This window comes from Gemmatimonadaceae bacterium (assembly GCA_035606695.1).
GTDB lineage: Bacteria > Gemmatimonadota > Gemmatimonadetes > Gemmatimonadales > Gemmatimonadaceae > JAQBQB01.
In genome coordinates, this window is the sequence record DATNEW010000031.1 from 150,736 (window position 1) to 168,933 (window position 18,198).

24 protein-coding genes are annotated in these 18,198 nt (G+C 66.0%); 10 read left to right on the top strand and 14 right to left on the bottom strand.

The features are described from left to right. Positions 1 to 25 precede the first annotated feature (25 nt). The 4 genes from VN706_16785 to VN706_16800 are packed head-to-tail and all read left to right on the top strand — an operon-like array spanning position 26 to position 3,717. Entirely contained in the window at positions 26 to 679 is a 654-nt protein-coding gene (locus tag VN706_16785) for an NAD(P)-dependent oxidoreductase (GenBank protein HXT17297.1), read from the top strand. Between the two features lie 19 nt (positions 680 to 698). Continuing rightward, a complete protein-coding gene (locus tag VN706_16790; protein HXT17298.1) occupies positions 699 to 1,193 on the top strand; it encodes a prolyl-tRNA synthetase associated domain-containing protein in 495 nt (164 codons plus the stop codon). A 26-nt stretch (positions 1,194 to 1,219) separates the two neighbouring features. After that, positions 1,220 to 3,127, top strand: coding sequence for a chloride channel protein (locus tag VN706_16795; protein ID HXT17299.1), 1,908 nt, complete (start codon positions 1,220 to 1,222; stop codon positions 3,125 to 3,127). A gap of 20 nt (positions 3,128 to 3,147) precedes the next feature. Beyond that, a complete protein-coding gene (locus VN706_16800; GenBank protein HXT17300.1) occupies positions 3,148 to 3,717 on the top strand; it encodes a hypothetical protein in 570 nt (189 codons plus the stop codon). Between the two features lie 96 nt (positions 3,718 to 3,813). Here VN706_16800 and VN706_16805 read toward each other — a convergent pair whose 3' ends face one another. From VN706_16805 to VN706_16835, 7 genes are all read right to left on the bottom strand, one after another. Next, the gene (locus VN706_16805) at positions 3,814 to 4,116 is read right to left on the bottom strand and encodes a Bor family protein (protein HXT17301.1); all 303 of its coding nucleotides are present in this window, start codon (positions 4,114 to 4,116) and stop codon (positions 3,814 to 3,816) included. Between the two features lie 23 nt (positions 4,117 to 4,139). Beyond that, on the bottom strand, positions 4,140 to 4,565 hold the full coding sequence (locus tag VN706_16810; protein ID HXT17302.1) for a hypothetical protein: 426 nt from the start codon (positions 4,563 to 4,565) through the stop codon (positions 4,140 to 4,142). A gap of 145 nt (positions 4,566 to 4,710) precedes the next feature. Continuing rightward, positions 4,711 to 5,163 carry a hypothetical protein gene (locus tag VN706_16815; GenBank protein ID HXT17303.1) on the bottom strand — a complete coding sequence of 151 codons (453 nt, stop codon included), beginning with the start codon at positions 5,161 to 5,163 and terminating at the stop codon, positions 4,711 to 4,713. Positions 5,164 to 5,172: 9 nt separating this feature from the next. After that, complete coding sequence (locus VN706_16820; protein HXT17304.1) at positions 5,173 to 5,436, bottom strand: DUF542 domain-containing protein; 264 nt, start codon at positions 5,434 to 5,436, stop codon at positions 5,173 to 5,175. A 26-nt stretch (positions 5,437 to 5,462) separates the two neighbouring features. Further along, positions 5,463 to 6,194: a formylglycine-generating enzyme family protein gene (locus VN706_16825; protein ID HXT17305.1), complete on the bottom strand. Its 732-nt coding sequence runs from the start codon at positions 6,192 to 6,194 to the stop codon at positions 5,463 to 5,465. An 83-nt stretch (positions 6,195 to 6,277) separates the two neighbouring features. Beyond that, positions 6,278 to 7,390, bottom strand: coding sequence for a copper-containing nitrite reductase (gene nirK, locus VN706_16830; GenBank protein HXT17306.1), 1,113 nt, complete (start codon positions 7,388 to 7,390; stop codon positions 6,278 to 6,280). A 29-nt stretch (positions 7,391 to 7,419) separates the two neighbouring features. Next, on the bottom strand, positions 7,420 to 7,827 hold the full coding sequence (locus tag VN706_16835) for an Rrf2 family transcriptional regulator (GenBank protein ID HXT17307.1): 408 nt from the start codon (positions 7,825 to 7,827) through the stop codon (positions 7,420 to 7,422). Positions 7,828 to 8,018: 191 nt separating this feature from the next. On the opposite strand from VN706_16835, the gene VN706_16840 reads away from it, so the two are divergent. After that, positions 8,019 to 8,195 carry a hypothetical protein gene (locus VN706_16840; GenBank protein HXT17308.1) on the top strand — a complete coding sequence of 59 codons (177 nt, stop codon included), beginning with the start codon at positions 8,019 to 8,021 and terminating at the stop codon, positions 8,193 to 8,195. A gap of 18 nt (positions 8,196 to 8,213) precedes the next feature. On the opposite strand, the gene sulP is transcribed toward VN706_16840, so the two are convergent. Beyond that, positions 8,214 to 9,851, bottom strand: a complete 1,638-nt coding sequence (gene sulP, locus VN706_16845; protein ID HXT17309.1) for a sulfate permease — start codon at positions 9,849 to 9,851, stop codon at positions 8,214 to 8,216. Positions 9,852 to 9,977: 126 nt separating this feature from the next. Here sulP and VN706_16850 point away from each other — a divergent pair, with 126 nt between their 5' ends. Both VN706_16850 and VN706_16855 read left to right on the top strand, forming a co-directional pair. After that, complete coding sequence (locus tag VN706_16850; protein ID HXT17310.1) at positions 9,978 to 10,859, top strand: universal stress protein; 882 nt, start codon at positions 9,978 to 9,980, stop codon at positions 10,857 to 10,859. Positions 10,860 to 10,939: 80 nt separating this feature from the next. Beyond that, a complete protein-coding gene (locus tag VN706_16855; GenBank protein ID HXT17311.1) occupies positions 10,940 to 11,956 on the top strand; it encodes a universal stress protein in 1,017 nt (338 codons plus the stop codon). On the opposite strand, the gene VN706_16860 is transcribed toward VN706_16855, so the two are convergent. The 6 genes from VN706_16860 to VN706_16885 all read right to left on the bottom strand — a co-directional run bounded on the left by VN706_16860 (position 11,892) and on the right by VN706_16885 (position 14,800). Continuing rightward, positions 11,892 to 12,233, bottom strand: a complete 342-nt coding sequence (locus VN706_16860) for a DUF1801 domain-containing protein (protein ID HXT17312.1) — start codon at positions 12,231 to 12,233, stop codon at positions 11,892 to 11,894. The two genes, VN706_16855 and VN706_16860, sit on opposite strands and share 65 nt — an antisense overlap. A gap of 76 nt (positions 12,234 to 12,309) precedes the next feature. After that, positions 12,310 to 12,876 (bottom strand): SRPBCC domain-containing protein, encoded by a 567-nt coding sequence (locus VN706_16865; GenBank protein ID HXT17313.1) that lies wholly within the window; start codon positions 12,874 to 12,876, stop codon positions 12,310 to 12,312. Continuing rightward, a complete protein-coding gene (locus VN706_16870; GenBank protein ID HXT17314.1) occupies positions 12,873 to 13,211 on the bottom strand; it encodes a metalloregulator ArsR/SmtB family transcription factor in 339 nt (112 codons plus the stop codon). The genes VN706_16865 and VN706_16870 overlap by 4 nt, the downstream gene beginning before the upstream one ends. Then, positions 13,201 to 13,614 (bottom strand): CBS domain-containing protein, encoded by a 414-nt coding sequence (locus VN706_16875; GenBank protein ID HXT17315.1) that lies wholly within the window; start codon positions 13,612 to 13,614, stop codon positions 13,201 to 13,203. The genes VN706_16870 and VN706_16875 overlap by 11 nt, the downstream gene beginning before the upstream one ends. After that, on the bottom strand, positions 13,605 to 14,456 hold the full coding sequence (locus VN706_16880; GenBank protein ID HXT17316.1) for a universal stress protein: 852 nt from the start codon (positions 14,454 to 14,456) through the stop codon (positions 13,605 to 13,607). The genes VN706_16875 and VN706_16880 overlap by 10 nt, the downstream gene beginning before the upstream one ends. Positions 14,457 to 14,470: 14 nt before the next feature. Further along, the gene (locus VN706_16885; GenBank protein HXT17317.1) at positions 14,471 to 14,800 is read right to left on the bottom strand and encodes a hypothetical protein; all 330 of its coding nucleotides are present in this window, start codon (positions 14,798 to 14,800) and stop codon (positions 14,471 to 14,473) included. A gap of 149 nt (positions 14,801 to 14,949) precedes the next feature. Here VN706_16885 and VN706_16890 point away from each other — a divergent pair, with 149 nt between their 5' ends. From VN706_16890 to VN706_16900, 3 genes are all read left to right on the top strand, one after another. Next, the gene (locus VN706_16890; GenBank protein HXT17318.1) at positions 14,950 to 15,750 is read left to right on the top strand and encodes an ABC transporter permease; all 801 of its coding nucleotides are present in this window, start codon (positions 14,950 to 14,952) and stop codon (positions 15,748 to 15,750) included. Continuing rightward, positions 15,747 to 16,748: an MlaD family protein gene (locus VN706_16895; protein HXT17319.1), complete on the top strand. Its 1,002-nt coding sequence runs from the start codon at positions 15,747 to 15,749 to the stop codon at positions 16,746 to 16,748. The genes VN706_16890 and VN706_16895 overlap by 4 nt, the downstream gene beginning before the upstream one ends. 119 nt (positions 16,749 to 16,867) lie before the next feature. Further along, positions 16,868 to 18,151: a universal stress protein gene (locus VN706_16900; protein HXT17320.1), complete on the top strand. Its 1,284-nt coding sequence runs from the start codon at positions 16,868 to 16,870 to the stop codon at positions 18,149 to 18,151. Positions 18,152 to 18,198 lie beyond the last annotated feature (47 nt).

Genomic DNA, 18,198 nt, shown 5'->3' on the forward strand with positions numbered 1-18,198 from the left:
TTCGCACCACCGCCAGGAGTCGCTCGTGAAGATCGTCTTGTTCGGAGCATCGGGAAACATCGGGCAGCGCATCGCGAAGGAAGCATTGCGTCGCGGACATGAGGTCGCCGGTGTCGTGCGCGATCCCGATAACGCCACACCGCCCGATCCGCGCGTACGTCTCGTGAAAGGCGACGCGACTGATGCCGACAGCGTTGCGCGCGTGGTGAAGGGCGCCGACGCCGTGGTGAGCGCGATCTCACCGCGCCCCAACGCGAAGTCGAATCTGCCCGCGCCCTCACTGAGTGACGCGGCGCGCGGACTCATCGCCGGACTCGCGGCGGCCGGCGTCAAACGATTGATCGTCGTGGGCGGCGCGGGTTCGCTCGAGGTCGCGCCGGGCAAGAAGCTCATGGATCAACCTGGATTTCCTCCTGCCTATCTCGGTGAAGCAATCGAGGGGCGCGACGCGTTGGACGTTTATCGCGCCGAGGGCGGCAACGTCGAATGGACATTCTTGAGTCCAGCCGCGGAAATCGGGCCCGGAGCACGCACCGGCAAATTCCGCCTCGGCGGCGACAATCTCGTCGCGGATGCTTCGGGGAAGAGTTACATCACGTACGAGGATTACGCGGTCGCGCTGGTAGACGAGATCGAGCAGCCCAAGCACGTTCGAGAGAGGTTCACCTTGGCCTACTAGCATGCGTAGCTTGCGTCGCATGCCCGATCTTTTCGCGACACTCGACGCACTGAAGATTCCGTTCGAGCGACACGACCACGCGCCGGTCTTCACGTGCGACGAGGCGTTCGCCGCGCTCCCCGGTCACGACAGCGTGCAGACCAAGAACATCTTTCTGCGCGACAAGCGCGGACGCCGCCACCTGCTGCTCGTCACGACGTGCGAGAAGGCGGTGGACATCAAGGATTTCACGGAGCAGGCAGACGCCGATCGATTGAGCTTCGGATCGCCCGAGCGACTGATGAAATACCTGGGTGTGACGCCCGGCTCGGTGACCGTCCTCGGACTGATTCACGACGAAACGCTGGGCGTCGAGCTCTACGTCGATCGCGACGTCTGGAACGCGCCGCTCTGGCGATGCCATCCGCTCACGAACACCGCCACGTTGATCATGGCCCGCACGGACCTCGAGCGGTTCTTCGAGCACACCGGGCACACCCCTCGCGTGGTGGATCTCCGAGAGCGAGCAGCCTGAATTGGGTTCCCATTATATTGACGTCTATGGATGAACCTGAAATCAATCCGCCGGACAGCTTGACGCCTGCGGACGCCATACCCGTTTCGCCCGGTCTCGAGCAAATCGAGGACGCGTCGGCGATGCGCGAACGCACGCCGCTCACGCCGGCCGAATACGAGCCGGTCGATCAACGCACGCTCGTCATCACCGTGATGGCGATCGTCGTCGCGTTTCTCGCGGCGTTGTGCGCGGAGTTTCTCAGCCGCCTGATCGGCCTCGTCACCAACGTGTCGTTCTACGATCGTTGGAGCACCGCGCTCGTCGCACCGGGCCTCGGCATGCGGCACCCGGCCGCGCTGCTGCTCATTCCGATCCTCGGCGCGATCATCGTCGGCTTCATGGCCCGCTGGGGTTCGAAGGCGATTCGCGGCCACGGCATTCCTGAAGTGATGGAACGCGTGCTGTTCGGCGAGAGCAAGATCGCGCCACGCGTGCTCATTCTAAAACCCTTATCGGCGGCGATTGCCATCGGAACCGGCGGGCCGTTCGGCGCCGAGGGCCCGATCATCGCCACCGGCGGCGCGCTCGGATCGATCGCCGGACAGATCGTTCGCGTCACCGCCGACGAACGCAAGACACTACTCGGTGCTGGCGCGGCAGCGGGCATGGCCGCGACGTTCGGCACACCGGTGAGCGCGGTGTTGCTCGCCGTCGAACTCCTGTTGTTCGAATACCGTCCGCGATCGCTCATTCCTGTGGCGCTCGCCGCGGCCACGGCCGCCGCGACGCGCATCGTGTTCCACGGTACGGCGCCGATCTTTCCGATCGCCACGATGCAACAGCCCAGCGGAACGGCGTTGGCCGGATACGCGGCGCTCGGTCTCGTGATGGGCGTGGTCGCGACGTTCATTACACGCGTGACGTATGGGGTCGAGGACGCGTTCGAGCACTACGGCGAACATTGGCACATTCACTTCATGTGGTGGCCGGCCATCGGCGCCGTCGTGGTGGGCTGCATCGGCTTGATCGAGCCTCGCACGCTGGGCGTCGGCTACGAAAACATCATCGGCGAGATCGATGGCACGATCGTCGGGCGGGCGCTCGCGGTGCTCGTCATTCTGAAATTCATTTCGTGGGCGGTGTATCTCGGCAGCGGCACCTCGGGCGGAACGATGGCGCCGTTGTTCACGATCGGCGCCGGGGTCGGTGCGGGCATCGGCAGCGGTGCGGCGCGACTCGTTCCAGCGGCCGCGCTCGACGCACACGTCGCCGGTCTGGTCGGCATGGCCGCGCTGTTCGCCGGTGCGTCGCACGCGGTGCTCGCGTCGATGGTGTTCGCGTTCGAGACGACGCGACAACCGGTCGGACTATTACCGCTGCTCGTCGGATGCAGTTCGAGTTATCTGGTCGCGCTATTCCTTGGGCGAAACTCGATCATGACGGAGAAGCTCGCACGGCGTGGCATCAGCATCCGCGCCGAGTACGCGATCGATTACCTGGGACGCGTGAACGTCGGTGCCGTCGGCAAGCGCAAGGTACAGACGTTGCGCGCCGCGATGTCGGTGGCCGAAGCGCGCAAGTGGTTGCTCGACAGCTCGGGCGACACGGCGCACCAGGGATTTCCGATTGTAGACGAGCGCAATCTTCTCGTCGGCGTGTTGACGCGACGCGACATCTTTGACGCGAAGCGAACGGAGGGCGAGCCGCTCGATTCGCTGATTCATCGTCCGCCCGTCGCCGTGTTCGAGGAGAACACGCTGCGCGAAGCGGCCGATTTGATGGTCGTACATCACGTCGGCCGTCTTCCCGTGGTCACGCGGGACGAGCCGCGTCGCGTCGTCGGGATCGTATCGCGAAGCGATCTGTTGGCGGCGCATGGCGAGCGTCTGCAGCACGCGAGTGCGATGGCGCGGCGGTTGTCACCGTTCTGGGCGCGTCGAGCGATAAAATAGAGCCGGACGCCGAGGTACACATGCTGACCGCCGTCGATCCGTCGGGCAACGTTCGCGCTCCGCGGCTTGCTCATTGGCTGCTGCGCTTCGGTGGTTCAGTGATGTGTCTCGCGGCGTGTCAGTCGCGCGCGACTGATTCGCGCGCGAATCAGGCACGTCATGCGACGGAGAAGCCGGTCACGCTGTCGGCTACGCCGTTGACGATTCATGGCGTCGATTCGGTGACGTTCGTCGCGACGTTGCGGCCAGACATTGCCAGGCTCGTCGCCGCTTCAACGGCGGATCCCGACACCGGCGCCATCCATCCGCACATTGTCGGCTGGTTCTGGGTACCGGACCTGGTCGGCATGGATCCATGGACCAAAGGCTGTGTCTCGGTTGCGCTGACGTGCCGCACGGAGCTGCACGGGGACGGTACGATGGTGTTCAGCGTCCGCGTGATGGATCAGATATGCGCCGACTGGGTGCATATCGAGGAGGAGTCGATCCCTGACGTCGACGAACGAGACAGTTCGGTCCGGAAGCGGCGTGATTCCGTGAACAAGTTGATTCGCACGAAGTCGCCGATGTGGGAACGATGCTCGTTGTGACTTGATAGACGCGGCTGGGACGTCGCGTCTACATCGCGCGCGAACGCGGCGGTCGGAGCACGTTGCCCCGACCGCCGCGCTTAGCCTTTGCGCGTGTTAGCGCGCTACCGGTCCGGCGGCACACGTCACCTTCGTGTGCATCGGCGTGTAGATGCTGTACGTGATGGCGCCTACGAGACCGTTCAGGAAGGTGCGTTCGGTCTCGACCTTCGCGACGCCTTGTGCGCACGTTGACTGCGCTTCGATCTGAGTGGGCGGAACGAGCCCGTACACAAAGCTATTCTGCCATTCCTTATCGATCTTCTGCGCCGCTTCGGGGGCGCCGGTTACAACCGTAACGTGATAGCAGCCGGCGCAAAGAAACGCGGCAAGTGTTGGCAGAACGAGTTTTATATGCATCGGAAGTTGCCTCGGCTGGGGGGTTAGAACCGGAGGACTGTCGGTATGTCAGTATCGAGCGAGTGCTTGATGGCGTCGTTGATCATTTGGCCACGTTGTTCGGGCGTCGCTGTCGTTGGAATCGTCACGACTTGCGCGCCAGTGGGCAGGCTTGCCGTGCTCGACGCGCACGTGATCTGGACATGCTGCGGGGAATAGATGCCGAGCGTCAGCCCCCCGACCAGGCCATTCAAGAAGCTCTGCTCCGTCGTCACGACGGCGACGCCGTTCGGGCACTGCTGGCGAACGTCGATCGGCTGCGCAGGAACGATCCCCCACAGCCACGTCGCGACGAACGTCTTGTCGACCGTCGTCGAGCCGGGAGTACGACCCGTCTGCACGACTTGGTGAAAGCACGCTGACGAGGAAAGGAGAACGACAGACGCGCCGATCCAGCGTTTGAATCGCATACGATTCAGCCTCAATGGTTGGGTGGTGCTGCCCGGTGGGAATGACTCGAGGCAAACACTAATCAGACCGAGGCCGTCTCGCCAGGTCTTTATTTCATGATCTTGCTAAACGCCGACTAGTATCAATCGGCTCAGGATAACGCCATTACCGGGCGATACGATGCATGCGATCGCCCGACGGCGCCGGGTGGCGAAGGCGCTTTCCATCGATCGTTCGCCACGCATTCAGAATGAACATGTAGGCGCCAAGCGCCGAAAGCGTTCCGCCGGCCGACAGCACGATCGTGCCGGCTGTCACAGTTTGCAGATGCACGCGCAGCGCGATGCCCACGACCATCATCGCGAGCCCGGCGTTCGACGCGACCCAGTGCCACACCGGAACGCGCCGACTCCATAGCGGATGCCCGGTGAAGCGCGGCAATACGTGATACGCGACGCCGTAGATCATCATGGTGACGAAGCCGAGCAGGTTGATGTGCATGTGTGCCGGCGCGTAGATCGTCAGCGCCGGCTCGACCGCCATGCACACGCCGAGTGTGACGCCGACGCCGAGCCAGGCGAGGCTGGACTTGATGAACGCGCGAGCAAACCAGTCCATCGCGAGTTCCTAGCGATGCGAGCTGCAGCCGCAGGAGCACGACTTCGGCTCCGGAGCAACCGTCGAATCAGTCGCGGCGGCGGTCGCGAGGATCTCGGCGGCGATTGCGTGGCCGTCGAGGCCGACTTCGGTCGCGGCATCGGCGAGCGACATCTGGCCGCGGCAACAGGTATCGATGCGGCAGGCATGCAATAGCGCGCCGGCGGACGGGTACTGGCCGAGGACCTCGTTGATGGACATTTGTATGTCGAGCGCGTGTGTCGTGGAGAACATGAGTAGTCTCTAATTATATGATGTGATCAGCGCAGCGCGCAACGGAAGCCGAGGTGGGTCGCCGCCGTACGCGTCGTAAGTCCGGAACGAAAGGCGGAGCGAAGAAACGCGGCGTAGTTCGAGGGATCTGACGCGCCCATCGCCGCGCCGGCGCAGTTGAGATCGTGGTGATGCATGTGGTCCATCCGTCCGCCGTCGAAGTCCGACGTCCACTCCCAGTGCACGCCATGCAGGTCGGACACGCCGAACGCGTTGCGAAAGCCGCCGGTGTGGTTTGTGTAGCTCGCGAGAAGCCGTTGAATGAATGCGGGGTCACTGGTCGCATCTCGCTTCGTTTCGCTTGCCGCCGCGACGTACTCCCACTCGTCGGTCGTCGGCAGACGCTTGCCGAGCGATTCGCAGTACGCGCGGGCCGCGAACCACGAAACGTTTCGAATGGGTTCGCGAAGTGCCTTGCCGTCGCCGGCATCGAGGTCGCTTGTCCAATCGTTCAGGTACGATGACTCGGCGATCGCCGGCTTGACGGCGCTTTTACGCCACGATGGATGCTCGCGCACGAAACGAAGGAACTCTCCGCGCGTGACGGGCTCACGATCGATCGAGAACGCGGCGACGCGCGTACGCGGGCTGGCCGGCATCGCGTAGAGCGGGCGGTAGGACCCGGCGGGGATTGCGGCCATGCTCGCCGGCGGTTTCGCGTGAGAGCCGAGCGTGGCGGTGAGAATGACGGAGAGGGGGAGGGAGAGTTGGAGAAGCATGACAGAGGTCCTTCGCTTCGCTCAGGATGACAGGTGCGTTGTGTGTGCGCCGTTCGGGCCCTGCGCCCTTTCAGCGTTTTCGATCATTCCTTCTGAACGCCCAACCCTTGTATGGCCGCGAACACTTTCGCATTCGCCGCCCCCGCGACGTGAATCATTCCGAGCGCCCCTTGATTGAACGCCCGAAAGATCGAATGATCGACCAGAATCAGATCCCCAGGATTCTCCACGCCGAATTCCACGATCGACGCGCCGCCCGACGGAATGAGCGTTGTCTGAACGTCGTGCTCGGTCGCGACGCTCGATCCTTCGGGATAGACGTTGTCGAAGATCTCGCCGATCACGTGGAACGAGCTCGTGAGGTTCGGTCCCGCGTCGCCGATGAAGATGCGCACGCGCTCGCCGACCTTCGCCTGCAACGACTTGTCGCCCGCGATCGCGCCGACGGCGCCGTTGAACACCACGTAGGTCGGCCGCTCCTCGACGCCCTTCTCCATGTCGAGCTGCTGCAGGCCATGCTCGCCGTACTTGCCCGTCGTGTAGTACTCGCTCTGCATCACGTAAAATTCGCGATCGACCTTGGGCAGCCCGGCCTTCGGCTCGACGAGGATCATGCCGTACATGCCGTTCGCCATGTGCATCGGTACGGGCGAGGTCGCGCAATGATAGATGAAAAGGCCGGGGTTCATCGCCGTGAACGCGAAGATCGATTCATGGCCGGGAATCACCATCGAGAACTTCGCGCCGCCGCCCGGGCCCGTGACGGCGTGCAGGTCGATGTTGTGCGGCATCGTGTTGCCCGGCGCATTCTCGAGATGCAGCTCGACGAGATCGCCTTCGCGCACGCGAATGAACTTGCCGGGCACCGAGCCGCCGAACGTCCACACGTTGTATCGCACGCTGTCGGCGATCTGGATCGTCTTCTCGATCACCTCGAGATTGACAATGACTTTCGTCGCGTGCGTGCGCGTGATTGCCGGCGGCACATTCGGCGCATCCGTCAACACGGCGACTTCCTGGCCGACGATCGGATCCGACGGCGTGCGAACCGGCACGGTATTGTTGCGCGATTCAGCGGCATCGGCATGCGTGCAACTCGTGATCGTCGCGGTGCCAAAGAGAGCGAGCGCGGTCAGCGCGGCAGCCGCCGCGGCGCGCTTGAGAGGGATCGGAAGGTGAGTGACGGTGGACGACATGGCTATGATCTCAGCGTGGATATGGTGGGTCAGATACCGTTGCGGCCGAGGAGGTCGGCGATCGACGTGGTGGTGAGCGGAGCGCGTGCGGAGCGCATCATCGTGGACCAGCGTGCGTGCGCGGCGCAGGGATTATCGGCGTCGCACTGGCGGCGTCCGAGCAGACACTTCCGGTGAAGCCGCGGCTCATCGAACACCTCGGCCACGCGCGCGACGGACAGGCTCGATGGATCCTGCGTCAGTACGAAGCCGCCAAGCGGACCGCGCGCGCTTGCGACGATGCCGGCTTTCGCGAGCGCGTTCATGGTCTTCGACAAATAGTTGCGCGGCGCATCGATCGCCGCGGCGATCCGGTCCGACTGCACCGCGGTACCGCGTGGCTCGCGCGCGAGCACGAGTATGGCACGAAGGGCGTAGTCGGCGGTGAGGGAAAGCATCAGCGGGTCCCGTGAATTGGCGAGTTTCTCATGTCGATATGAGAATCGCCATTGTGGGCGTCCGACAAAGTCGGCGGCATCCCGGATGCGTTGTGCGGACATTGCCGCGGCGTTCGTCGGGGAAACTCCTACAAGCGATCGGACTCCTGGTCCTGGAGGCATCGCGCTCCGGCACGCGCTATCATGCTCGCATGTACTCGCTCGTTCGCCGCTACATCAAGACCGCAATCATGTTTCTTTTCGTCGGCCTCGCGATCGGCGGCTGGATGATGACCGAGCGCGAGCTCGGTCCGAGCCTGGCGAGGACTCGCCGTATTCTTCTACACGATGTGGTCGCGGATTCATGCGGTCGGCAGCGCCGTGCGTGAAGCGAAAGGGGAGCGCTTCTAACCGCCGGCGGCGGCCAACGCGCTCTCGATGTCCGGCGCGACGTTCGCGCGTCCGATCTCCTCGAGGAGTCCCGATCGTTCGAGCGCCGCAAGCGGCTGAGACTGCACGTCCGACAGCAGCAACCGCGTGCCGTCGCTGTGGCATCGCCGCATGACGTCTTTCAGGGCGTGCATGGCCGTGGAATCGAGCACCGTCACGTCGCGCATCCGAATGATCAATACGCGGGGACGCTCGGCGACCTGGCCGAGTGTCTCCTTGAACGTTTCCGCGGCGCCAAAAAACAGCGGGCCCGCGACCTCGAACACGCGCACGCCGTCGGGAATGCGCGCCTGCCACTCGGCCAGGTCGTCGGTATCGGCATCATCGTCGAGCGCGCGGCGTACCTCGTTGATGTTTGCCGTGGTCGCCATTCGGCGAATGAACAGGAACGACGCCAACACGAGACCAACGGCGATCGCCACCGTGAGATCGACCAGGACGGTGAGTCCGAACGTCGTGAGGAGGACTGCAACGTCGCTCCTGGGCGAACGAAGCTCGGCCCGAAAGGTTCGCCACTCGCTCATATGGTACGCGACAATGACGAGAATGCCGGCGAGCGTCGCCAGCGGCACGAGCGCGGCGTAACGGCCGAAAAACAATGTGACGAGCAGCAGCGTGAGGGCGTGCGTCATTCCCGCGATGGGTGTGCGACCACCGTTCTTGACGTTCGTCGCGGTGCGTGCGATCGCGCCCGTCGCGGGGATGCCGCCGAACAGCGGCGACGCGATGTTCGCCACGCCTTGCGCCACGAGCTCCATGTTCGAGCGGTGACGGCCGCCGATCATGCCATCCGCAACGACAGCCGAGAGCAGCGATTCGATCGCCGCCAGCATGGCGATCGTGAATGCGGGTCCGACGAGCCCCGTGATTTGCTCGACCGACAGATGCGGGAGCTGCGGGTGCGGCACCGAGGGATCGATCGGCCCGAAGTGACTGCCGATCGTCTCGACCGGCCAATGTCCGAGGTACACCACGAGTGTCGTTGCGATGAGCGCCACGAACGGCCCGGGGATGCGCCGATTGATGCGCGGCCACACGATGAGGATCGCGAGCGTGAGCGTCGATACGACGAGCGCCGCCGGAGTGAATGCGCGTGCGTGTTCGATGAACGCACTCCACTTCGGCAGAAACGCCGCAGGTACGGCGCCCATGCGCAGGCCGACGAGGTCCTTGACCTCGCTCGAGAAGATGATGACGGCGATTCCGCTCGTGAACCCCGTAATGACCGGATGCGGAATGAACTTGATCAAGCCGCCCAAGCCGGATAGTCCCATGACGACGAGCAGCGCACCGGCCATGAACGTCGCGACGGTGAGACCGTCGATGCCGTACTTCTGAACGATCCCGTAGACGATCACGACGAACGCGCCCGTTGGTCCGCCGATCTGCACGCGCGATCCGCCGAGCGCGGAGATCAGGAACCCGGCGACGATCGCGGTCCAGAGGCCGCGCCCGGGCGTGACCCCGCTGGCGATCGCGAAGGCAATCGCCAGCGGAATGGCGACGATGCCGACGATGACGCCGGCGATGACATCGCGGCCGAACTGGGCGCGGTCATACGTCTTTAACGTTGTAACAAGTTTTGGAAGCAGCACTCGAGGCGGGGAATAGCTGTCAGGCAGTGTAGCACGTGGGCGCCGCTGTTCTGTCAGGGGTTTCCTGACATTCGTCGGTTGCTCGCCCGACACCGCGCCGGCGCCCGATCGCCGAGCTTCCCTGGCATGACCGCATTCGTCAACGCAGCACCACGCGTACAGTATCATGGGCTCGGCGAGGGATGGCCGCACGGCATTCTCGTCGCGAGCGACGGTCGCACGCCTGCCGACGCCGCGCTCCGCGCGGCGCGCCATCTCGCTCCGATGGGTTCGTTCGGAGTGCTCTCGGTGATTCCAAGCAACACGTCGACGACGCCGTTCGACGCGCGCGTCGATCCCACTGATGCGGCAGAGCAGCTGGCACTGGTGAAGGCGCAGATTGAGCGCCTGTTCGGCGACTCGGTGAGCGTGCCGATCGAGACGCGCGCCGGCTACCCACCGGCCGTCATCTCCGCGTATGCCGACACGCACGAATCGGCGCTGCTGATCGTCGGCATCGGCCGACCCCGTGTGCTCGATCGGTTGAGCGGCGACGAATCGGCGCTTCGTCTCGTGCGACTGAGTCGCACGCCGGTCCTTGTCGTCGCCGAAGGGCGCGCGACGCCGCCCCGTCGCGTCATCGTCGGCATGGACTTTACGCCGACGAGCGTGGAGGCGGCGACCCTTGCGCGCGAGCTCGCCGCGCCGGACGCCGGGATCGTGCTGGCCCACGTCGGCACGCCCGACGGACGCGCGATGCCCGAGTTGGGCATGCGGCGCATGGTGGAGACGCTGCAGACCGGATTCTGCGGTCGCATCACATCGCGGATGCTGCGCGGCGATCCGGCGACGGAGCTGCTCTCGCTCGCGAGTGAGTGGTCGGCGGACGCGCTCGCGATAGGCATGCACGGGCATGGGGCACTGGATCGCGTCGCGATCGGACCGGTGGCGATGCGCGTGGTGCGCTGCGCGAATTGTTCGGTGATCGTCACGCCGCGCGCGAGAGTCCGGGCAAATCCGGACGGCTGAACGCGGGACGGACATACGGCCAACGGCCGACAGACGAAACCATGCAAACGCGTGCACGATGAGATCAACGGAGGCACGTCATGACCAAGACTGTTCGCGAGCGCGCGGAAACGCGTCGCTCGCGCGTCGCCGCCCCCCGCCCGATGGAAGTACGCGTGCTGTTGGCGACCGCCGGCGAGCCCGAATCACGCGGTGCGGCCACGGTGGCGGCCGCAATCGCCAAACGGTATCACGCACCTGTGCTGGCGCTGGGCGTCGTCACGCCGTTCCCGCACAACCTCTCGACGATCACGTCGATGCGGCATCCCGTCGCGCTCGACGAGACGAGCCGACTCGAGGTGCTCGAAGCCGTTCGGCAAGCGGTCCACCAGTTCTCCGCGGGTGAGTGGGAGACGCGCGCGGTCATCGGCGATCCGGCGTCTACCATCGACGATCTCGCGCGACAGTGGGGCGCCACGCTGATTGTGACCGGACTTGGCCGCCACAAACGCGTCGATCGAATCTTCGGGAGCGAGACCGCCATTGCGGTGATGAAGCACTCGACGATTCCAGTGCTTGCCGTACCTGCGCGCATGAGCGGTCTGCCAGAGCGCGCGGTGGCGGCGATCGACTTCACCGCGCCGAGCATGGCTGCCGCGGCGATTGGCACCGACATTCTGAGCGACGCAGGAACGCTGACCGCGGTGCACGTGTGCGGATTCGCCGGCGTCAAGGCCGAGCCGGGAGACCTGGTCGAGCTCTATCGCGCGGGTGCGAGCACCAAGCTGGAACTGGCCCTCAGCGACTTGCGCCGCCACACCAAGCGGCGTGTCGATTCAGCGATGCTCGAGGGCGAGCCCAGTCGCCCCGTCGTTGAATACGCACGACGCGAGCACTGCGAGCTCATTACGCTTGGAGGGGATGAACGAGGGCTCCTCGACCAGCATCGTGCTGGGGAGCGTGAGAACGCGCGTCGTTCGCGATGCGCGATGCGCGGTATTGGTCGCGCCCGCGCCTGCCGCTCAGTAGATGTAGACTTTCGTTCCGACGGGATCACGAGCGCCCGACGCGTTTCTGCTCGACCGCGATGCGGTCATCGACTCCCGTCGACGCGATGATGTCGCCGAGAACGTCCATCGGAAGCTCGTCGAGCGATTTGAATCGCAGGCAGCTCTTGCCCATGTCCAGCTTCTTTCCTCGCGCCTTGTACGCGGCGGCGAGGCGGGCGAGCAGCGTTTTGCTGTCCGCGAGTCCCGTCATGTACAACGCGTAGTTGTTCTTCTGCGCGGCGAGCGCGAGGTACATGAGCGGCTGCTTGTTGTACGTGTCCGGAAAGCGCGACAGGGGCACTTCGTACGCGAGCGCGGCGGGCGTGAGGGCTTTGCTCGAGACCATCTGCGTATTCCTCGATTGAGGGGAAGCGTCATCATGTCACGGCCGCCGACACCGCGCAACCTTCATTCGACCGCGTTTATGTAGGGGCTCCGGTCGAAGAAATCCGCCCTTCGCTGTTCCGCGTGAACGACTCGCGTTGGCGAAGGACGTCCATCGCGACGGCCATCGACGTGAACAGAACCTCCACGCCGCTGAACCGCCCGGCGTACCGCGCGAGCAATCCGCCCCAGCCCATGCGGTATCCGCCGTAGGCGCCGCGGGCATGATCGCTCATCCGCTCCCAGCCCGACGACACCAACTCGACGCGTGTTCCGCGTCCCTCGGCCGTGAACGTCACTTCGACCTGCTGCGCGTCGGCGCGCGCGAACGCCGCGTGGAAGGTGAACGCCACGCGTGCCGGAGGCTCGAGCTGCGTGACAGTGCCCCACTCGTAGCGCGTGCCGTCGTAGTGCTCCTCGTAGATGGCGCCGCCGACGCGCGCATCGAATACGACACACTTCACGCGGCGTCCGCCGATCGAGTGTCCGTAACGCGGCCACCAGCGCCCGAACTCCTCGACGAAGCGGCGGTAGGCGGCGTCGGGCGTCCACGGAACGGTTACCGATCGGCGAATCGGCGGGACATCGCGAGATGCGTGGGTCATGGGCGGCGTTTCCGTGAAGGGGTTGGACGCGGGCGTGCCGGTGCCTCGCCGGCGTCGGCATAGGCGCTGAGCACGTCGTCCCACATCGACTCGAGCCAGCGGTGCAGGGCCTCGAGTCCTTCGGTGGACGCGGCGTAGTAGCGGCGCGTCCCTTCGCGGCGATCGTGCACGAGATGCGCGCGGTGCAGCACGCGCAGGTGTTCCGACGCGCTCGGCTGGCGAATGGCGACGCGTTCGGCGAGCTCGCCCACGGTATAGGGGCGCCGGCGAAGGTGCGCGTACATCGCGCGGCGCGTGGGATCGGCGAGGGCGGTCAGCACGTATTCATAGGTCATGGCCTATATAGGCACCGACCGATGAAGCTGTCAAGCGCGCGATGTCCACCCGGCTGATCACGCCGAGGACGATCTCGTCTTCGTCGACCACGGGCAGCCGGCGCACTCGCGCGGCGTCCATCGCGGCCAGCGCCCGGTCGACGCTGTCCAGCGGTCCGATCGTCGCCACCGGCGCCGGCGTCATCACGTCGCGCACGTGATCCGCTGACGCCCGCTCCTCAGCCATCGCGCGCACCACGAGATCGCGATCGGTCACGACGCCGAGCAACTGGCGATAGAGTTTGCTCTCGACGACCGGCAGCAGGCCCACCCCGTGCGTGCGCATCAGCCGCGCCGCCGTCGTGATCGAATCGCCCGGCACTACTTCGGCGGGGCTCCAGGTCATGGCGTCTTTCACGAGCATTGGATGGCCTCCGACGCGCGCTCGGTGGGGATGCCGCGGCCGCGCCACGGCGCTGACGGCGGGCGGCGGAGGAGAAGGGGCAGGCGGCTTTCGCGCTCGAGCCGGGCCGTGACGCGTCCGCGACTCTGCAACGAAGCCCCGCTGCCGTGCGTGGCCATCGCGATGGCCGAGACGTTGTAGGTCCACGCGAATTTCAGGATGGCAGCCGCGACGTCGCGTGACACGATGACGTACGAATCGACGTCGCAGTCGCTCCGAGCGGCCAGGTCGATCGCCGCGTGCGTGAGCTCCTCGTAGGCGTCGGCGACGGCCGTCTGCATCGCCTGCTCATCGCGCTCGGCCTCGTGATAGTTCGATCGAAGCAACCGCTGCAGCGATGGCGCCGGCTGCTCGATCACGCGGAGCAGGAGGATCTGCGACACGCCGTGGCGCGCGAGATTCGCGACCGGTCCAAAAATGGTGCGCGACTCCGCCGATTCATCGACTGGAACGAGGATGCGTGCGAAGTCGTTTCGTGACCGAACCACGCCGGGCCGCATTGGACGGGGATCCTCGGGCACTTCCAGCAGTGGAACGTCCGTGTGCGCGACGAGATAGTCTCCGACGCTCTCGGCGAACACGCTCGAGAGGCGTCCGATGCGCGGCGCCGCAAGCACGATCAGATCGGCGTCGAGCTCGCGAGCCTGTCGGCTCACCCACTCCGCCATCACGCAACCGACAGCGGCGCGCAGCGGAAGCGACGTCAGCGTGGCGCCGTCGCGCGCGGCGAGCCCGCCCGCGACACGCAACGCCCGGTCCGCGGCGAGGGAATCGTCGACGGGTATGAGAATGTGCTGATACATGATGTATCCCCCTCTCACGGTCTATTGAGTCGGATGGCATGCGCCGCGTCGAGTGCGCGCCGGCGCCCAAATGCGCGAACCACCGACGTCGCGAAACCGCCGCCCAGCACCAGCCACGCGCCGGCGGTGAAGGTCACGACGAACACCGAATGATCGAACGTGCCCATCCACGCGATGATGAAGCCGAGGAGTGGCGGCATCACGACGGCGCCGAGCACGGCCGCGTTCAACGCGCGCTCCCACGTCCACGTCGTCGGCCTGAGCGCATTCGCCGCCCAGATGGCCGCGACGAGAACGACGCCGGTGATGCGGATGGCAATGCGAAGTCCACGATGACGCGCCATGCTCGGCTCCACGTGCGATACGAACGCAAGCTGGCTCGAGGCGCGCGGCCGGGCTGTCGGGCGAAGGCCGGGCGGTGTCCGCCAAATCCCCGACAGTCGGCGGCGTCGCGAGATACCAACGTTCGCGCGCACCGCACACCGTCACGACGATGACCTCGCCGCTCTATCCGATTGAATCGCTGGGGACCGCCACGCTGCGCGGACTGCGCGTGGTGGGGCGCACCGCGCGGTTCGTCGGCGGCATTGCCGCGTCGTTGCGCGATGCACGAACGTGGCGTTCGCCGGCGATCCAGCAGATGTGGCGGCTCGGCGTCGGCTCGCTGCCGATCGCCGCATTCATCGCGCTCTTCACCGGCATCGTGCTCGCGCTGCTCGCGAGCTACTCCTTCACGGGCGCTGTGCCGCTCTACTTCGTGGGAACGCTCGTCGAGAAGACCATCACGCTCGAGCTCGCGCCGGTGCTCACCGGTCTCGCGCTGCCCGGGCGGGTCGGCGCGAACATCGCCGCGGAGCTCGGCACCATGCGCGTCACCGAGCAGATCGACGCGCTGGAGACACTCGGCTACGATCCGGTGTCGTTTCTCGTCGTGCCGCGCGTGATCACGGGAGTCGTGATGTTTCCCGTCGTCGTGGCGGCGGCCATGCTCATCGCGGTCGCGGCCGGATGGGCGGCCTCGGTGATGTTGCTACATCTCTCATCGGCCGAGTTCACGAAGGGATTCCGGCTGTTCTTTCAGCCGTTCGACGTCGAGTACGGGCTCGTCAAATCGGCGAGCTTCGGCGCGGCCGTGACGATCGTCGGATCGCGACGCGGATTGAACGCCGAAGGCGGAGCCGTGGGCGTGGGCAACGCCGCCACGTCGGCGGTCGTGTACTCCGCGATCTGCATTCTCGTGCTCGATGCATTCTGGGCGGTGACGTGGCTGCTCGGCCGCCAGGCGGCGCGATGAAACGTCGATACGATGCGCTCGTCGGGTTGGTGGTGGTCGTCGTCGTCATTGCGACGATCGCGGGCGTCGCGTGGGCCCGGCAGACCGACGTCGGGCGGCGGCAGCGCGACGTCGTCGCGCTCTTCCGTGACGTTGGGAATGCGCGCGTCGGCAACGACGTCGTGGTGCGCGGTGTGGTTGGCGGACGCATTCAGGCGATCGAGCTCGCGCCACGCGGATGGGTCGAGGTGCGGATGCGGATCGATCCGTCGACCGTGTTGCCTGCGGAGCCGGCGGTGTTGCTCAACGAATCGAGCCTGTTCGGGGATTGGCAGGCGACGATCGTCGAGCGCGCGGCGCTGCGCGACGCGGATGTGCAGCGCGAGATCGACGCGGCGTCGCACGAGGCGGGAAAGCTTCCGGGCGCGTCGCTCCCCGGCATCGGCAAGCTCACGGCGGTGGCGGGGCAGATCGCGGGCGACGTGGCGACCGTCGCCGATCGCGTGCAGGTCGCGTTCGATGATTCCGCGGCGCGCGAGTTGCGCGCATCGATCCGAAATGTGGCGGATCTCTCGACGACACTGCGCAGCGTGGCGACGACGCATGCGTCGGACATCGATTCGCTCTCCGCGCAGCTGCGCGCGGCGGTGGCGTCGCTCAATCGCACGGCGGCGGGCGTCGAGGTGACGTCGCGCCGTATCGATTCGGCCGTGACGTCGGATGACGCGCGGCGTCTCGTGGCGAACTTCAGCATCGCCTCGGTCGAGCTCCGTCACGCGGCGACGGAAGTGCGCGACCTCACCGCGCGGGTGTCGACGACGCAGGCGCGGCTCGATGCGCTGCTCGCCGTCAGCGACAGCGTCGCGCGCAAGTTGAACCGCGGCGACGGCACCCTCGGGCTGCTGCTCAACGATCCGTCGCTCTATCGGCGCACCGATTCGCTGCTCGCCGAGCTGCGGATGCTCGCCGCCGACGTCCGCGCCAATCCCAAGCGGTACGTGAGCGTGAAGTTGTTCTGAGGGGGAAGGTTTTCCCCGACGGCGTTTCAGCGGATCGCCGACGGACTCGCCGCCGCGTCGCGTCCATTCTTCCATCAGCGCCCGCCCACCGACCGCGGGTCCCTCTGGAGGAGGAAACCATGACCACGCTCAAGATGCCTTCGACCACGCCGGAGCTCGGCGTCCGCGCCTCGCGTGCCGCGCCCATCATCATCGCGACGGACGGCCGCGATCAGTCCGATCCCGCGCTCGTCCTGGGACGCCTGGTCGCCGGTTCTCCCGACGCGCTCCGCATCGTCACCGTTCTCAAAACGGTTCCGGTGGTGAGCCCCGACATGCAGCTCTCCGTCTCGGCCGATGTCGAGGCGGCGCGACGGGCCGAAGCGCGCCGCTCGGTGATCGATCAGATGCAGCGCTGGTGGTCGAGCGACGCGAAGGAGTCGGGTGCGGTCGAGTTGTACGACGGAGATCCCGCGACCGTCGTCACGCGCCTCGCGCACGAATCGGCGGCCACCATGATCGTTGCCGGTCTTGGGCGTCATCGGGTGATGGATCGAGTGTTCGGCGACGAGACCGCGCTGCGGCTCATTCGCCTGTCCGACGTCCCGGTGCTCGCCGTCGCCACTGGGGCGACGCACGCGCCGCGGCGCATCGTCGTCGCGGCGGATTTCAGCGAGACCAGTCTGCGCGCGGCGCGGCTGGCGCTCGAGGTCGCGGCGCCGGAGGCGACAGTCTATCTCGCGCACGTTGCGCCTCGCGACAGCACGCTGTATGAGTGGAACGCGCCCGGCACGTCGTACCGGATGGATGCCGGCGCCGCGCTGCGGAAGACGCAGGATCAACTGCGCGTGCCGCCCGACATGACGGTGCAGCGCGTGCTCCTGCAGGGTGATCCGGCGACCGAGTTGCTGGCGTTCGCGTCGAGCGTCAACGCGGACCTCATTGCCACGGGAAGTCATGGGCACGGCTTCGTGGCGCGCCTGCTGATCGGCAGCGTCACGACGCGTATCGTGCGATGCGCGACGTGCAGCGTGCTGACGGTGCCGCACGCCGCCGCGATGACACGCGTGCGAACACGGGTCGAGCCGGCGGCGGTGGTCGCGCTTCCGCGCAACGACTGGAGCACCCAGTTGGACGACTTCACGCGCAAGAACATGGGACGAAAGTCCATCCTCGAAGTCGACGATCCGGAGATCGGCGCCCAGGCGCAACAGTTCGACTACCCGCTGCTCGGCGCCAGTTTCGACAGTCACGACCAACGGGTGGAGCTGATGTTCGGCCAGCTCGGCGATACGCGACGTCATCTTTCGCGGGGCATCGGAGGGGTAACCGGGATCGACGTGCTGCGTGACGCCGCTGGCCGCGACGTTGCACTCCGAGTTGTACACGGTGCGGGGCAGACGTTGCTGCACTTCACCTCGTAGCGGTCAACTCGGTCGAGGCGTGCGGGCGGTTCGCGACGGTCGGCGCG

What these genes read in the sequence shown, in the direction of transcription:
- VN706_16790 (HXT17298.1), top strand. Translation starts at nt 699, where the DNA reads ATGCCCGATCTTTTCGCGACACTCGACGCACTGAAGATTCCGTTCGAG.
- VN706_16860 (HXT17312.1), bottom strand. Translation starts at nt 12,233, where the DNA reads ATGGTCTCGAGCAAAGCCCTCACGCCCGCCGCGCTCGCGTACGAAGTG.
- VN706_16820 (HXT17304.1), bottom strand. Translation starts at nt 5,436, where the DNA reads ATGTTCTCCACGACACACGCGCTCGACATACAAATGTCCATCAACGAG.
- VN706_16880 (HXT17316.1), bottom strand. Translation starts at nt 14,456, where the DNA reads ATGTATCAGCACATTCTCATACCCGTCGACGATTCCCTCGCCGCGGAC.
- VN706_16890 (HXT17318.1), top strand. Translation starts at nt 14,950, where the DNA reads ATGACCTCGCCGCTCTATCCGATTGAATCGCTGGGGACCGCCACGCTG.
- VN706_16805 (HXT17301.1), bottom strand. Translation starts at nt 4,116, where the DNA reads ATGCATATAAAACTCGTTCTGCCAACACTTGCCGCGTTTCTTTGCGCC.
- VN706_16800 (HXT17300.1), top strand. Translation starts at nt 3,148, where the DNA reads ATGCTGACCGCCGTCGATCCGTCGGGCAACGTTCGCGCTCCGCGGCTT.
- VN706_16795 (HXT17299.1), top strand. Translation starts at nt 1,220, where the DNA reads ATGGATGAACCTGAAATCAATCCGCCGGACAGCTTGACGCCTGCGGAC.
- VN706_16870 (HXT17314.1), bottom strand. Translation starts at nt 13,211, where the DNA reads ATGACCTATGAATACGTGCTGACCGCCCTCGCCGATCCCACGCGCCGC.
- VN706_16850 (HXT17310.1), top strand. Translation starts at nt 9,978, where the DNA reads ATGACCGCATTCGTCAACGCAGCACCACGCGTACAGTATCATGGGCTC.
- VN706_16865 (HXT17313.1), bottom strand. Translation starts at nt 12,876, where the DNA reads ATGACCCACGCATCTCGCGATGTCCCGCCGATTCGCCGATCGGTAACC.
- VN706_16885 (HXT17317.1), bottom strand. Translation starts at nt 14,800, where the DNA reads ATGGCGCGTCATCGTGGACTTCGCATTGCCATCCGCATCACCGGCGTC.
- VN706_16900 (HXT17320.1), top strand. Translation starts at nt 16,868, where the DNA reads ATGACCACGCTCAAGATGCCTTCGACCACGCCGGAGCTCGGCGTCCGC.
- VN706_16815 (HXT17303.1), bottom strand. Translation starts at nt 5,163, where the DNA reads ATGGACTGGTTTGCTCGCGCGTTCATCAAGTCCAGCCTCGCCTGGCTC.
- VN706_16855 (HXT17311.1), top strand. Translation starts at nt 10,940, where the DNA reads ATGACCAAGACTGTTCGCGAGCGCGCGGAAACGCGTCGCTCGCGCGTC.
- VN706_16895 (HXT17319.1), top strand. Translation starts at nt 15,747, where the DNA reads ATGAAACGTCGATACGATGCGCTCGTCGGGTTGGTGGTGGTCGTCGTC.
- VN706_16835 (HXT17307.1), bottom strand. Translation starts at nt 7,827, where the DNA reads ATGCTTTCCCTCACCGCCGACTACGCCCTTCGTGCCATACTCGTGCTC.
- VN706_16875 (HXT17315.1), bottom strand. Translation starts at nt 13,614, where the DNA reads ATGCTCGTGAAAGACGCCATGACCTGGAGCCCCGCCGAAGTAGTGCCG.
- VN706_16840 (HXT17308.1), top strand. Translation starts at nt 8,019, where the DNA reads ATGTACTCGCTCGTTCGCCGCTACATCAAGACCGCAATCATGTTTCTT.
- VN706_16810 (HXT17302.1), bottom strand. Translation starts at nt 4,565, where the DNA reads ATGCGATTCAAACGCTGGATCGGCGCGTCTGTCGTTCTCCTTTCCTCG.
- nirK (HXT17306.1), bottom strand. Translation starts at nt 7,390, where the DNA reads ATGTCGTCCACCGTCACTCACCTTCCGATCCCTCTCAAGCGCGCCGCG.
- VN706_16825 (HXT17305.1), bottom strand. Translation starts at nt 6,194, where the DNA reads ATGCTTCTCCAACTCTCCCTCCCCCTCTCCGTCATTCTCACCGCCACG.